The following is a 13,707-nucleotide window of genomic DNA, read 5'->3' as shown; positions in this document are numbered from 1 at the left end:
CCACGTTAGCACAGCGACACGGAGCGCTCAAGGGAATTCCCGGCCGGGCGCTACGCCAGCGCCCGCACCACCACGTCGAAGGCCAGCTCGTGGCTCCCGCCCGGCTCGAGGCGCACTGGCCACGCCAGCAGGATCGCCGACCCCTGGTGGATGCGCTCGAAGCCCGTTTCTGAGAGCGACACGGTCTCCACGGGGGCCCAGCCGACCTCGGCGGGTGCGGCCCAGTGGATCCCCACCTCCTCGCCCAGCCATTCGTCCACCAGCGCCAGCCCGCGCTGTCCCTCGAGCGCGCCGCGACTACCCAGCGACGGCCGGCCGGGCAGCCGGTAGTAGCGGCCCGGCGCCTCGCCCGCGCTGAGTGCCAGGTTGAACTGCACGCCCCAGCGCCCCGCAAGGCCCTCGGTGCCCGTCCACTCGAGCCGGTAGCCCACCGTGAGGCGGGCGCCCTCGGCGTGGACGGTCACGGACTTCTCGAGGCGGAGCGGCAGGTCCCCCGCGCGCGCGACGTCCAGGAGCACGCGGATCACGCCATTCGACTCGCGCACAGCATGCGACATCGTCAGCCGGGGGCCGGCGAGGAGGGCGGCGTCCCACGGGGAGAGGGCATCGAGAGGTCCCGCGGCCGGAAAGAGGCCGTCCAGCAGCGAGGCGCGCCGGAAGACGTCGTACTGCAGGAGCCCCGAGAGTCCGCTCTCCTTCGCCTCAAGCCGCTCGTGGATGCTCAGCGCGGGCCCACCCTCCCGCGCTGGCGTTGCTGCCGTCTCCTTGATCCGCGCGTGGTACGCCTCCCGGCGCCGGCCCAGCACGTCCGCCGCGTCGAAGCAGAGCGGCAGGAAGGCCAGCTCCGTCAGCGCGCCCCCGGACTCCGGGCAGAGCGTGAGCGTCAGCTGCCGGGTGCAGACGCGCACCTCCACGCGGCCGTCGCCGTTCCGGTCCCGGGCCTCCCACCGCGGGGGCGGCCCGCTCCCGTCCGCCCCCAGCCGGGCCTCGGCCCCGACCAGCGCCGAGCGTACCGCCCGGCGCAGGTGCGGCAGGTAGCAGCCGCCGAAGACCCCGTGCCAGTACGCGTCGTTGGCCTGCCCCTGCCACAGCCGCTCGCGTGCGGCGAGGAGACCGCTGTCCCCCGGGCGGGCCTCGAGGCCGCGCTGGATACGCCGCGACAGGTCCAGCATCTTCCAGTAGGCGTCGGCCACCTCCGGGTACTTCACGAGAAAGTTCCGCCACGGTCCGCCGCGCAGGAGCCGTCGCAGCCGGTCGCCGTCGGGCAGCGCGGCCAGACGCTGGCGGGCTTCCTCGAGCTCCTCGCCGGCAGCGGCGGGCAGCGCCCAGGCGCCCATCTCGCTGTACGAGGCCGAGGGCAGGTAGACGCGCCCGCGCGCGCGGGTCCCGTCCAGCAGCCGCGAGAAGGTCGACAGCTCGAGCCACGGGGCCGACCGCAGCGCGTCGAAGAAGCGCCGGAGCCATCCCTCGTCGTAGACGAGGCGGTGGGTGCCTGGCCAGACGCCGAACTTCTCGCCGTCGTCGACCAGCGTGACGCTTCCCACGTCGCCGCGGGCCTCGAGGTGGCGGAGGGCCTCGCCGGGCTCCGCGAAGGGGATGAGGTAGCGCAGTCGCTCGCTGATGGGGAAGATCGCCAGGGGCGCCCCCTGCTCCTCGGTGAGGTAGTAGCCCCCGAGCGTGCCGGGGTCGAGCCCCGCCAGGGCGAAGTGGTGGTCGTCCAGGACGACGAACTCCACGCCCGCCTCCGACAGCACCTTGGGGAGGTGGGGTTCCCACACCCGCTCAGCCAGCCAGAGCCCCCGGGGGCGGACCCCGAAGCTCTGTCGCAGGAAGTCGTTCATCCGCTGGATCTGCCCGAGCTTGTCCCAGTCGGGGAGCATGGGCAGGATCGGCTCGTAGAACCCGCCCGTCAGGAGCTCCACGCGGCCGGAGGCCACGAGCAGGCCCAGCAGGTCGAAGGTCGGCCGGGCGTGCTCACGCATCCAGCCCAGGAGGCTGCCCGAGCAGTGGACGACCAGCGGGAGATCCGCCTCGCGCTGCACGCACTCGAAGAAGGGGTGGTACGCCCCAGCCACTGCCTCGGCGATCACCCCATCGAAGTTCCCGACCGGCTGGTGGTTGTGGACGCCGAAGATGAAGCGCAGCCGCTCACTCACGGCCGAGGTCCCGGTGTCGGACGGTCGGGCGGTACCCGAGCCCCTCGAGGAAGACCCGCAGGGCCTCCACCAGCGCCACCGAGCGGTGACGTCCCCCCGTGCAGCCGATCGCGACACTCAGGTAGGCCTTGCCCTCTCGCTGGTAGAGCGGCAGGAGGAACTGCACCAGTTCCTGCAGCCGCGTCAGGAGCTCCCGGCTCTCCGGCTGCGAGAAGATGAAGTCCGTGACGGGGGCGTCGCGGCCGTCCAGCGCCCGCAGCGACTCGACGAAGTGGGGGTTCGGCAGGAAGCGCACGTCGAACACGAGATCGGCGTCATAAGGGATCCCGTGCTTGTAGCCGAAGGAGATCAGGGACACCGCCAGCGCGCCCTCTGCGGGGCGCACGGAGTAGGCCTCCACGAGGCGCTCTTTCAGCTGGTGCACGGTGAGCCCGGAGGTGTCGATGATGCGGTCCGCGATCTCGCGGAGGTGGGCCAGCGCCTTGCGCTCGGCGCGGATCCCGTCCAGCACGCTGCCGTCCCCGGCCAGCGGGTGTCGCCGGCGCGTCTCGTGGTAGCGCCGGACGAGCGCCTCGTCGGCAGCCTCGAGGAACAGGACCTCGGGGACGTGCCCCTTGGCGCGGAGCTCGGCCAGGATCTCCAGCAGGTGCGCCAGGTACTCCCCTTCGCGCACATCCACGCCCAGGGCGATCTTCTTGATCTCCCGTGTGGACTGCGCGCAGAGCTCCGCGAAGGTGGGAATCAGCGTCGTCGGCAGGTTGTCGACACAGAAGTACCCGAGGTCCTCCAGGCACTTGATCGCGTAGCTCTTCCCCGCCCCGGAGAGCCCCGTGATGATGACGAAGCGTGGGGGGTCGTTCGCCGCGGGGGGCCGCACGCGCCTCAGGCCACGGGCTCGATGAGCCCGAGGCCTCCGCTCTTGCGGCGGTAGAGCACGTTCACCGAATCCGTCCCGGCATTGGTGAAGACCAGGAACTGCTCCCGGCCGAGCTCCAGCTGCGCGGCGGCCTCTTCCACGGACATCGGCTTGGCGGCCACGCGCCGGACGACCAGTTCCCCGTCCGGCGCCGCCGTCTCGGGAACCGCCGCGGCCGCCGGCGGCCGCCGCCGGCCCTTGCCGTGGCTGCGCACGCGGTCCTTGGTCTCGCGCACCTGACGGGTCAGCGCCGCGATGGCCAGATCCACCGCCACCGACAGATCCTCGGCGGTCTCCGTGCTGCGGAAGGTGCGGTGCTTCCCCCGGAGCGTCAGCGCTGCCGTGCGACGGTGCTTCTCCTTGGAGAGCACGATCCTCGCCTCGGTGAGCTTGGGCAGCAGCCGCGCCAGCCTGTCGAGCCGCCGCGTGAGCGCGTCCTTGTACGTGTTGGAGACGGTGAACCCTCGCGTGCTGATGATCACGCCCATGTCCCGGTCTCCGGGCTATCGTTTCCGGGGCGTGAGGCGACGCTGGTGGGAGGGGAGGATCCCCAGCTCCTCGCGGTACTTCGCCACGGTCCGGCGGGCGATGGTCAACCCCTTGGCGTGCAACTCCCGGGCGACGTCCTGGTCGGAGAGCGGCTTGCCCTGGTCCTCGGCGACGACCATGTCCTGGATCATCTTCTTGACCGACACCGAGGAGACCACGTCGCCGCTGCTGGACGCGATGCCGCTGTGGAAGAAGTACTTGAGCTCGAACAGCCCCTGGGGCGTCTGCACGTACTTGTTCGTCGTGACCCGGCTGATCGTGGACTCGTGCATGCCGATGTCCTCGCCCACGTCCCGGAGCGCCAGCGGGCGCAGGTACGGGAGCCCCTTGTCAAGGAAGTCCCGCTGGAACTTGACCAGACTCGTGGCGACCTTGCGGAGGGTCCGCTGGCGCTGCTCCACGCTCTTGATGAGCCACACCGCCGAGCGCAGCTTCTGCTCCACGAACTGCTTGTCCTCCCCCGCCGAGCCCCGCAGCAGCGACCGGTAGAGCGCGTTGACTCGTAGTCGCGGGATGCCGTCCTCGTTGAGCACCACGATGTACTCACCGCCGAGCTTCTCGATGGTCACGTCGGGCGCGATGTAGCGCTGGTCGGCCGGCGCGAAGCGCCGGCCGGGCTTCGGTTCGAGCCCCTGGATCTCCTCGATGGACTCCATGACGCGGTCCAGCGGGAGCTTGAGCGCACGCGCGATGTCGGCATAGCGCCGCCGCTCGAGGGCCGCCAGGTGGAGCTCCACGATCTCCACCGAGACCGGATCGGGCTCGGAGTCGGCCCGGAGCTGCAGGAGCAGGCACTCCTGGATGCTCCGGGCGGCGATCCCGGTGGGATCGAAGCTCTGGATCAGCGTCAGCATCCGCTCCACCACCTCGGTGGGGCATCGCATCAGCTCGGCGATCTCCGCGACCTCGGCCCGCAGGTACCCGTCCTCGTCGAGGTTGCCGATGATGGCCTCGCCGACGGCCAGCTCCTCGGGGACGTCCGTGGCGAGTCGCAGCTGCTCGGCGAGGTGCTCGGCCAGGGAGATGTCGCCGCGTCCCAAGTTCTCGAAGGGGAGCTCGTCCCGCTCCTCCGTGGACACCGGCGTTCGCTCGTCGGGCTGGTCGAACACGGCAGAGGTGAGGTCGAACGGCAGGTCGTCAGTCCGCTCCTCGGCCACCGAGGTGGATTCATTCGGCGCGGGCTCGTTCGCCGTCGGCCCGGGCGGCGAATCCGCCAGGTCCTCGGACGGCGCCTCCGCGGTGGCGTCCGTCCCCTCGGTGGGCACCTCCTCGAGCATCGGGTTGTCGCGCAGCTCCTGCTCGACCACCTCCTTCAGCTCCAGCGTCGAGAGCTGCAGGAGCTGGATCGCCTGCTGGAGCAGCGGCGTCATCACCACCCGCTGTGTCAGCCGGAGACCGAGGCGCATGTGTCAGGCACTCCGCCGCGTCGTCACAGCGAGAACTTCTCCCCGAGGTAGATCTCGCGCGCCCGGGGGTTGCCGGCCAGCTCCGCGGCGGTCCCCGAGGCCAGGATCTTCCCGTGATAGAGGATGTAGGCGCGGTCAGTGATGGCCAGCGTCTCGCGCACGTTGTGGTCGGTGATGAGGACGCCGATCCCCCGTTCCTTCAGCCGCGCGACGATCTCCTGGATATCGCCGATGGCGATGGGATCGATCCCGGTGAAGGGCTCGTCGAGCAGCAGGTAGCGCGGGCTCGTGACCAGCGCCCGGGTGATCTCCAGCCGCCTCCGCTCGCCGCCCGAGAGGGTGTAGGCCTTGTGCCGCGCCAGCGGGGTGAGGTCCAACTCGGCGAGCAGGACCCGCAGCCGGGCCGCGCGCTCCTGGACCGCCAGGTCCAGGGTCTCGAGGATCGCGAGGAGATTCTCCTCCACCGTCAGCTTGCGGAACACCGAGGACTCCTGTGGCAGGTACCCCATGCCCATCCGGCAGCGCAGGTACATGGGCAGATCGGTGATCTCGTGGCCCTCGAGGAAGATGCGTCCGCCCTCGGGTCTGAGCAGCCCCACGATCATGTAGAACGAGGTCGTCTTCCCCGCCCCGTTGGGGCCCAGGAGGCCCACCACCTCCCCGCGCTGTATGTCCAGACTGACGCGATCCACCACGAGTCGGTTGCGGAAACTCTTCACCAGACCCTGCGCGATCAGCCCCTCCATGGCCTCACCGGCACGGGGCCCCGGGCGCGGACCGGGCCTCACCGCCCGGCGCCCCCTCGCGCTTCGGGTAGAAGACGGCCTTCACGCGCTCCTGCCGGCCACCCTCCACCACGCTGCGATCCTCGGCGAGGAAGATCGTGATCCGCTCCCCGGTCACGACGTTCTCCTCCTGCCACACCCGGGCATCGCCGATCAGCACCACGCGCTGCTCGGCGTCGTGGTACTCGGCGCGCCGGGCCATGCCCGTACGGCAGTCCTTGGTGACGATCCGGACGCTCCCGCTCGAGACGGTGCGGATGATCCGGTCCCCTCCGGCGTCCAGATACACCTCCATCCGGTCGGCGTACTGCGTGGAGTTGTTCTGGCGCGCAACCACGTTGCCCGTGAAGATGACGAGACCTTCCTTCTGCATGGACTCCAGCCGGTCGGCATCCACGGTCACCGGAGCGCCCTTGTCCTCGCTCTTCCGCCGTGCCGCCGCGGGGTCGGGGTGGGCCGGCTTGGTGGGGCTCTGCCGAGGCGTCGCCTCCTGGGCGGGCCGCCGCCGGCCCTGCGCCCCCTGCTGCGCTCCGAGATCTAGCGGGGCGAGCCCGGCCAGCACGACGCATGTCGCCAGCGCTCCCAGCGCGCGCTTCACCGCGGGACCCCGGCGCCTGCGGTCGCGGGCGGTGCGCCGGCCCGCTCGCCGAGCGTGGCCCGGACGCGCCCCATGATCTCCGTGTGCCCGCCGACGCTGGCGTCGAGACCCTGGCCCCGAATGACGGCGCCTTGGCGGAAGAGCGTCACGGGATCGTCGCTCCAGGCGCGCTGCCTGGCGGCGTCCCAGCGCAGCCGCGCCGTCTCCAGCCGGAGCCCGTCGCTCGAGACCAGCACCACGTTCCCCCTGAGCTCCACGTCCTTCGTCCGGTGCGCCAACTCTCCCTCGTCCCCCGTCACCGTCCAGCTCCGCTCGGGTTCCTGGATCCTGATCCTCACCTTGCGAAGCGTCGTCTTTCCCAACTGCTCGTAAGCCTCGGCCTGGTCCGCGTCCAGCTGCCAGCGCACCCCGCCCCGCGCCTCCTCCTCCAGATGCACCTGCTTGATGCGGTAATCGGCCTTCGTTAAGGCGACCTCGGCTTTCTGGATCCTGGCGACCCATCCCCTCACGACGAGGACGGTGGCGATGGCGACCACGAAGAGCGCCACGCCGACCAGGATGAAGCGTGAGAGCCGCTGGGTATGCAATTTCAGTACCACGCTAGCACAGCCCCTCTAGCGTGGCAACGAAGAAAGGCCGCGAGAGGGGCTCAGCGACTGGCTGGTTCGGGCGGGGGCCAGGCCTTCCGCGCGCGCAGAATCATCTCGATCGCTTCCCTCACGGCGCCCTCGCCCCCCCGCCGGCGGGAGACCCAGTGGGCCGCGCGCCGGACCTCGGGGGCGGCATTGGCGGGCGCCAGCGCGAGCGCGACCGTCTTCATGAGCGGCAGGTCCGGCAGGTCGTCGCCCATCACGGCGACCTGGCCCGGCTCGACAGCCAGCCGCGCCATGATCTGCGCCAGGCGCGCAGGCTTGTCGCCGACTCCCTGGTGGACCTCCTGGATGCCGAGCTCGGCCATCCGGCGCGTCACCGCCGCCGAGGCCCGCCCGGAGATGACGCCGACCTCGAGCCCGGCGCGGCGGGCGGCCGCCAGCGCCCACCCATCGTGCACGTCGAAGCGCTTGATCTCCTCCCCGCCCGCGCCGTAAAGGAGCCCCCCGTCGGTGAGGACGCCATCCACATCGAGAACGAGGAGCCGGATGAGCGCGGCCCGGGTCGCGGGGGTCCTCACACGATCTTGGCGCGGAGGATGTCGTGGAGGTGGATGACCCCGGCGGGCCGCTCGGCCTCGTCCGCGATCACCAGGCTCGTGATGGCGTGAGCCTCCATCAGCGAGAGCGCCCTGGCTGCCAGGTCCCCGGCGCCGATCCGCTTGGGGTTCGGCGTCATGCACTCGCCGGCGCGTCGCTCCAGGAGAGAGCCGCCGGCCAGCTGCTGGCGGCGCAGGTCGCCGTCGGTGATCACGCCCCTGAGCCGGCCTTGCACGTCCACCACCGTGGTCATCCCCAGTCGCTTGGCGGTCATCTCGGTGATGGCCTCCGTCATGCTGCTGGTCTCGCGGACCACCGGCACCGCCTCACCGACGTGCATGAGGTCACCCACCTTGAAGAGGGCCTTCCAGCCGAGGCTCCCCGCCGGATGGAGCGCGGCGTAGTCCTCGGGGCGCAGCCCGCGCAGGTCGAGCAGCGCCATGGCCAGCGCGTCCCCCATGGCCAGCGCGGCCGTCGTGCTCGAGGTGGGGGCCAGGTTCATCGGGCAGGCCTCCTCGCTGACGCCCACGTCCAGCACCACATCCGACTGGCGCGCCAGGGTGGAGGACGGGTTGCCCGTGAGCAGGATCAGCGGCACCGCCAGGCGCTTCAGGAGCGGGAGGACGGCCAGCAGCTCGTCTGTCTCGCCGGAATTGGACAGCGCGAGGACCACGTCCTCCCGCGCCATCATCCCGGCATCGCCGTGCGCCCCCTCGGCGGGATGCAGGAAGTAGGCCGGCGTGCCCGTGCTCGCCAGTGTCGCCGCCACTTTCCTCCCGACGTGCCCGGACTTGCCCATGCCGGTCACGATCACGCGCCCGCGGCAGCCGTGGAGCAGCTCCACCGCGGCCACGAACCTCTCGTCGAGCCTTGCGCAGAGGCCAAGGATGCCCGAGGCCTCGATGCGCAGGACGCGGTCCGCGAGGCTCAGGAGCCGCGGTCCGTCCATCAGGCGCCTCCCGTCATGACGGGCCGAGTCCGGCCTGGATGGCCTTGATCTCGGCCAGGAGCCGCGGCAGGTCGTCGAGGCGGAGCATGTTGGGGCCGTCGGAGAGGGCGCGCCCGTCGGGCAGCGTCCGGTCCGGATCCTCGTGCATCTCCAGGAAGAGGGCGTCCACCCCCACCGCGACGGCGGCGCGCGCCAGCGGCGGCACGTATTGCCGCTCGCCGCCCGAGCGCGGCCCCAGGCCGCCCGGCAGCTGCACCGCGTGCGTGGCGTCGAACACGACCGGGCAACCCAGCGCACGCATGATGGGGAGCCCGCGGAAGTCCACCACGAGGTTATTGTAGCCGAAGCTCGTGCCGCGCTCGGTGAGCAGGATCCGGTCGTTGCCGGTGGAGCGGAGCTTCGCCACCACGTTGCCCATGTCCCCCGGGGCGAGGAACTGGCCTTTCTTCACGTTGACCGGCTTGCCCGTCCGGCCGCAGGCCAGCAGCAGGTCCGTTTGCCGGCAGAGGAAGGCCGGCACCTGGAGCGCGTCCAGCACCTCCGCCGCCGCGTCCACCTCGGAGACGTCGTGGACGTCGGAGAGCACCGCCACCCCTGTCTCGTCCCTCACCCGCCGCAGGATGCGCAGCCCCTCCTTGATCCCGGGGCCGCGATAGGAGTCCCCCGAGGAGCGGTTGGCCTTGTCGTAGGACGACTTGTAGACGAAGGGCACCCGCGCGGCGCCCGTGATGCGCGCGAGGCGCTCCGCCACCATGAGGGCGTGACGCTCGCCCTCGATGGCGCACGGGCCGCCGATCAGCACCAGCGGCGCTCCGCCGCCGACGGTGATTCCCCCGATGCGGACGGCCCGCGTCCGCCCCGCCTCGGCGAGCGGCGACGCGAACGTGCCACTCACCCTCAGGCGCCCGCCTGGTGGCTCAGCGCGGCCTGGATGAAGGCGGCGAAGAGCGGATGGGGCTCCCAGGGCCGGGACCGGAACTCGGGGTGGAATTGCCCGGCGACGAACCACGGATGATCCGGCAGCTCGACGATCTCCACCAGGTGCTTCTCCGGCCAGACTCCGGAGATCCGCAGCCCCCGGTCCTGGAGCGCCCCCAGGTACTCGTTGTTGACCTCGTAGCGATGGCGGTGGCGCTCGCGGATGGCGCCCTGGCCATAGGCCCTGGAGGCCCGGCTCCCCTCGCCGAGCACGACGGGGTACAGGCCCAGCCGCATGGTCCCGCCCTTGGCGGTGACGCCGCGCTGCTCCGGCAGGAGATCGATGACGTTGTGGGGGGGCGTCGGGTCGAACTCGGTGGAGTTGGCGCCGGCGAGGCCGCACACGTGGCGCGCGAACTCGATGACCGCGCACTGCATGCCGAGGCAAATTCCGAAGAACGGCACCCGCTCCTCGCGCGCGTGGCGGATGGCCTGGATCTTCCCCTCGATGCCGCGATCGCCGAACCCCCCGGGCACCAGGATCCCGTCGAGCCCCTGCACGTGCCCGTGCAACCCCTCGCGCTCGAGCCGCTCGGCGTCCAGCCACACCACGTCCACCGCCGCCTCGTTGGCGATGCCGCCGTGACAGAGCGCCTCGTAGAGGCTCTTGTAGGAGTCCTTCACCTCGAGGTACTTCCCCACGATGCCGATCCGCACGCGGTGGCGCGGCGCCTTGATGCGCCGGACGATCTCCTCCCACCGGCCGAGGTCTGCCGGCCCCTGCGGGAGGCCCAGGAGCTTCACGATGCTCTCGTCGAGCCCCTGCTCGTGGAAGGCCAGCGGGACCTCGTAGATGGTGTCCACGTCCCGCGCCGCGATCACCGCCTCCTCCTCCACGTCGCAGAAGAGCGCGATCTTGGACTTGATGGCCGGGGTGAGCGGGTGCTCCTTGTCGGTCCGGCAGAGGAGCACGTCGGGCTGGATCCCGATGGCGCGCAGTTCCTTCACCGAGTGCTGCGTGGCCTTGGTCTTGAGCTCGGACGCCGCCTGGATGAACGGAACGAGGGTCAGGTGCACGTAGATGACGTTCTCCTTCCCCACGTCCTTCTTCAGCTGGCGCACCGCCTCGAGGAAGGGGAGCCCTTCGATGTCGCCGACGGTGCCGCCGATCTCCACGATCAGGACGTCCACATCCCTGGCCACCTTGCGGATCGACGCCTTGATCTCGTCCGTGATGTGGGGGATGACCTGCACCGTGCGCCCGAGGTAGTCGCCGCGCCGCTCCTTCTCGATCACGGCGCCGTACACCTTTCCGGTGGTGACGTTGTTCGCTCGGGTCATGCGCGCGGAGGTGAAGCGCTCGTAGTGTCCCAGGTCCAGATCCGTCTCGCCCCCGTCGTCGGTGACATAGACCTCGCCGTGCTGATAGGGGCTCATGGTGCCGGCGTCCACGTTGATGTACGGATCGAGCTTCTGGAGGGTGACCCGAAACCCACGCGCCTCGAGGAGCGACCCGATGGACGCGGCCGCGAGCCCCTTGCCCAGGGACGAGATGACCCCGCCGGTGACGAAGACGAATCTCGGCGTCACGTCGAGCCTCCTTTCTGACGGCCTCTCCACTGCTCCGCGAATCGCTGCTCTTGCGCCCGAGTCCTCATCCGCCCGTCGAGCCTGAGGTCGCGCAGCGCCCTGAGGCACTGCCCCACCTGCGGGCCCTGCGGCACCCCCGCCGCGATCACCTCGGCCGCCGTCATGAGCGACCGTATCGCCTGGCCGCGCGTGACGAACCATCGCGTCCGGCGGCGGGCCCGCGTGCCCCCGGTCAGCCAGGCCGCCGCCACGGTTTCCGGCTGCGCGTTCCGGAGCGCTCGGGCGACCTCGCTCGCGGGCCGCCGCGGCACCCCCAGCGCATGGCCGAGCCTGCGTCCGGCGGCGGGCGCGGCCGCCAGCCGCTCCGCGCGGGCCCCCGTGAGGGCCAGGCGGGCCACACACTTTCGCGTGACCCCGGTTCGCTGGTCCACGAGGAGGCCGAGCAACGCGGTATCGGCGGGCGGGGGCAGGAAGGCGCGAGCCGCGAGCCACTGGCAGAGCCGGCGGGCCTCCCGCAACCGCTCCAGTCCCCGCGGGGGCTTCCGGTATCCCGCGTCCCACAGCCTGAGGGCCCCCCACCGCAGGAGCAGCGCGAGAGCCCGCCAGCCCGCCGGCTCTCCCACGATCAGCTCGAGCTCGGCGGCGAGACGCTGACCGGACAGCGCGGGGTAGCGGCCCGCCGCCAGGGCCAGCGTCAGCGCGCGGCGGGTCCCGGGCTCGAGCCCCAGGCCGAGCCTCGCGGCATATCGCGCGGCTCGGAAGATCCGCGTCGGGTCCTCGACGAAGGAGAGCGGGTGGAGGACGCGGAGCTGGCGGCGGTCGACATCACGCATGGCCCCGAGCGGATCCACGAGCCGGCCGAAGAGAGCGGGTGCCAGCGCCATGGCGATGGCGTTGACGGAGAAGTCACGCCGGACAAGGTCCTCCCGGAGAGAAGCCGGCGAGACGGCCGGGAGCGCGCCGGGGGCTCGGTAACGCTCCCGCCGCGCCGTGGCCACGTCGATCCTCGGCAGCGCCGTGCCCCCCGCAGTGGCTCCCCCCTCGATAGAGGCCGTGCCGAAGGCCGCGTGAACCACAGCCCGGCCACGAATCTCTTCGGCGAGCCGCCGCGCGAAGGCGGGCCCGTCGCCCTCCACCACGAGGTCCAGGTCGAGGGCGGTCCGCTCGAGCAGCACGTCGCGGACGAAGCCGCCCACGGCCCACACCGCCACGCCCTCGGTTTCGCCCACCTTTCCCGCCAGCGTGAGCAGCCAAAGGCAGGCCTCCCTCGCGGTGTCGCTGGCATGCTCGAGCCGGTGGGCAATGGACAGCCCCGGGAGCGTCCACTCCCCGACGGGACGGGGGATGACCCCGAGCGCGCGCCGGCCCTGCCTCACGAGGACCATGGGCGCGCCGGCCATGAAGAGGCGTCTCACGGCAACCTCAGGCGTCGACGGACCGACGACGGGAATCCCCTCGCAGGCCAGATGGCCGACGGGAACCCGCTGGAGCCGCCAGCCTGCGGCGCGCGCCAGGTCGTCCCGCCTGACCACCGAGCGGGGGCCGATGACGAGCGCCCGGGCATCGGCCGCTGCGGCGAGCGCCAGCCCCCGCCCCGTCCCCAGATGCGGCGAGCAGACGAGCACACGGCGGTCCATCAGGCCGGCCGCCCCGGGATCCACCTGCGGGTACAGCGTCCCCGCCCTCGCCACGGCCCTAGCCTTGAGCACCGAGAGCGGGCGCGCGGCGGGCGCGCGGGTGAAACTTCCGGTACATCTCGTGGACCACGGTCGAGGGCAGGTGCGTGTAGATCTGCGTCGTCGAGATGTCGGCGTGTCCCAGCATGGCCTGGACCGAGCGGAGGTCGGCGCCGCGCTCGAGGAGATGGCTGGCGAAACAGTGGCGCAGCGTGTGTGGCGATACCCCACCCCGGATGCCCGCGCGGCGCGCCGCGCGCTTGAGGATCCCCCACACCGACTGGCGGGACAGCGGCCCTCCCAGCCGGCCGAGGAAGACCGTGCCGGGATCCGACCGCCGTACGAACCGGCCTCGTGCCGTGTTGAGGTAGAGCCGGAGCCAGCGGAGCGCCTGGCCTCCGACGGGCACCAGCCGCTGACGGCTCCCCTTGCCCATGCACACCACGTACCCGGCGGTGAGGTTGAGGTCCTCGAGCCTCAGCCCCAGCGCCTCGGAGGCGCGCATGCCCGAGGCATAGAGCAGTTCCAGCAGCGCACGGTCCCGGAGCCCTTCTGGACGCGTCGTGTCGGGCGTCTCGACCACGGCGGCCGCGTCCTCGACGGACAGCGTCCTCGGCAACCGGCGCGGCGGCCTGGGGCTCTCCAGGTGCTCGGTGGGATCCCGCGCAATGCCGCCCGCGGCCGCAAGGAAACGGTAAAGCCCCCGCACCGCCGACAGCCGGCGCGCCACGCTTCGCGTGCCGAGCCCGCGGCGTCTCAGGGACATCACGTAGTCGGCGAGATCGCGGAGCGTCACCGCGCGGAGGCTCCGTCCGCTGCGCTCCAGAAACCGGCTCAAGTCGGCCAGGTCGCCGCGGTAGGCGGAGACAGTATTATGAGAGGCCCCCCGCTCCAGCTGGAGGGCCTCGAGGAAGGCGGTCACCGGATCCATCACCAGCCCCTGGCGCTGGTCGAGTGCAGACGGAACGCGGCGA

At 71.6% G+C, this 13,707-nt stretch carries 12 protein-coding genes; all 12 read right to left on the bottom strand.

Annotated elements, in window-relative coordinates; translation table 11 throughout:
* Positions 1-50: 50 nt before the first annotated feature.
* Positions 51-2,156: a DUF1926 domain-containing protein gene (locus tag HYV93_02460; protein MBI2524824.1), complete on the bottom strand. Its 2,106-nt coding sequence runs from the start codon at positions 2,154-2,156 to the stop codon at positions 51-53.
* Complete coding sequence (gene rapZ / locus HYV93_02455) at positions 2,149-3,033, bottom strand: RNase adapter RapZ (protein ID MBI2524823.1); 885 nt, start codon at positions 3,031-3,033, stop codon at positions 2,149-2,151. The genes HYV93_02460 and rapZ overlap by 8 nt, the downstream gene beginning before the upstream one ends.
* Before the next feature lie 5 nt (positions 3,034-3,038).
* Positions 3,039-3,560 carry a ribosome-associated translation inhibitor RaiA gene (raiA, locus tag HYV93_02450; protein ID MBI2524822.1) on the bottom strand — a complete coding sequence of 174 codons (522 nt, stop codon included), beginning with the start codon at positions 3,558-3,560 and terminating at the stop codon, positions 3,039-3,041.
* A 15-nt stretch (positions 3,561-3,575) separates the two neighbouring features.
* On the bottom strand, positions 3,576-5,027 hold the full coding sequence (gene rpoN / locus HYV93_02445) for an RNA polymerase factor sigma-54 (protein MBI2524821.1): 1,452 nt from the start codon (positions 5,025-5,027) through the stop codon (positions 3,576-3,578).
* 23 nt (positions 5,028-5,050) lie between these two features.
* Positions 5,051-5,773: an LPS export ABC transporter ATP-binding protein gene (lptB, locus tag HYV93_02440; GenBank protein MBI2524820.1), complete on the bottom strand. Its 723-nt coding sequence runs from the start codon at positions 5,771-5,773 to the stop codon at positions 5,051-5,053.
* Positions 5,774-5,777: 4 nt separating this feature from the next.
* Positions 5,778-6,410: a lipopolysaccharide transport periplasmic protein LptA gene (gene lptA / locus HYV93_02435; protein ID MBI2524819.1), complete on the bottom strand. Its 633-nt coding sequence runs from the start codon at positions 6,408-6,410 to the stop codon at positions 5,778-5,780.
* Positions 6,407-7,009 (bottom strand): LPS export ABC transporter periplasmic protein LptC, encoded by a 603-nt coding sequence (gene lptC / locus HYV93_02430; GenBank protein MBI2524818.1) that lies wholly within the window; start codon positions 7,007-7,009, stop codon positions 6,407-6,409. Before lptC ends, lptA begins: the two co-directional genes overlap by 4 nt.
* A gap of 50 nt (positions 7,010-7,059) precedes the next feature.
* Entirely contained in the window at positions 7,060-7,581 is a 522-nt protein-coding gene (locus HYV93_02425; GenBank protein MBI2524817.1) for an HAD hydrolase family protein, read from the bottom strand.
* Entirely contained in the window at positions 7,578-8,549 is a 972-nt protein-coding gene (locus tag HYV93_02420; protein MBI2524816.1) for a KpsF/GutQ family sugar-phosphate isomerase, read from the bottom strand. Before HYV93_02420 ends, HYV93_02425 begins: the two co-directional genes overlap by 4 nt.
* A 13-nt stretch (positions 8,550-8,562) precedes the next feature.
* Positions 8,563-9,444: a 3-deoxy-8-phosphooctulonate synthase gene (gene kdsA, locus HYV93_02415; GenBank protein ID MBI2524815.1), complete on the bottom strand. Its 882-nt coding sequence runs from the start codon at positions 9,442-9,444 to the stop codon at positions 8,563-8,565.
* A 2-nt stretch (positions 9,445-9,446) separates the two neighbouring features.
* Entirely contained in the window at positions 9,447-11,258 is a 1,812-nt protein-coding gene (locus HYV93_02410; GenBank protein ID MBI2524814.1) for a CTP synthase, read from the bottom strand.
* 1,494 nt (positions 11,259-12,752) lie between these two features.
* Entirely contained in the window at positions 12,753-13,664 is a 912-nt protein-coding gene (xerD, locus tag HYV93_02405) for a site-specific tyrosine recombinase XerD (protein ID MBI2524813.1), read from the bottom strand.
* Between the last annotated feature and the right edge of the window lie 43 nt (positions 13,665-13,707).

Source organism: Candidatus Rokuibacteriota bacterium (assembly GCA_016188005.1).
Classification (GTDB): Bacteria; Methylomirabilota; Methylomirabilia; order Rokubacteriales; family CSP1-6; genus UBA12499.
The sequence above is the reverse complement of the archived record's forward strand: the minus strand, read 5'-3'. Positions and strand labels throughout refer to the sequence as shown.

Coding starts and splice junctions, on each gene's coding strand:
- raiA (MBI2524822.1), bottom strand. CDS start 3,560: ATGGGCGTGATCATCAGCACGCGAGGGTTCACCGTCTCCAACACGTAC.
- rpoN (MBI2524821.1), bottom strand. CDS start 5,027: ATGCGCCTCGGTCTCCGGCTGACACAGCGGGTGGTGATGACGCCGCTG.
- lptB (MBI2524820.1), bottom strand. CDS start 5,773: ATGGAGGGGCTGATCGCGCAGGGTCTGGTGAAGAGTTTCCGCAACCGA.
- HYV93_02420 (MBI2524816.1), bottom strand. CDS start 8,549: ATGGACGGACCGCGGCTCCTGAGCCTCGCGGACCGCGTCCTGCGCATC.
- HYV93_02410 (MBI2524814.1), bottom strand. CDS start 11,258: ATGGTTCGTCACGCGCGGCCAGGCGATACGGTCGCTCATGACGGCGGC.
- xerD (MBI2524813.1), bottom strand. CDS start 13,664: ATGGATCCGGTGACCGCCTTCCTCGAGGCCCTCCAGCTGGAGCGGGGG.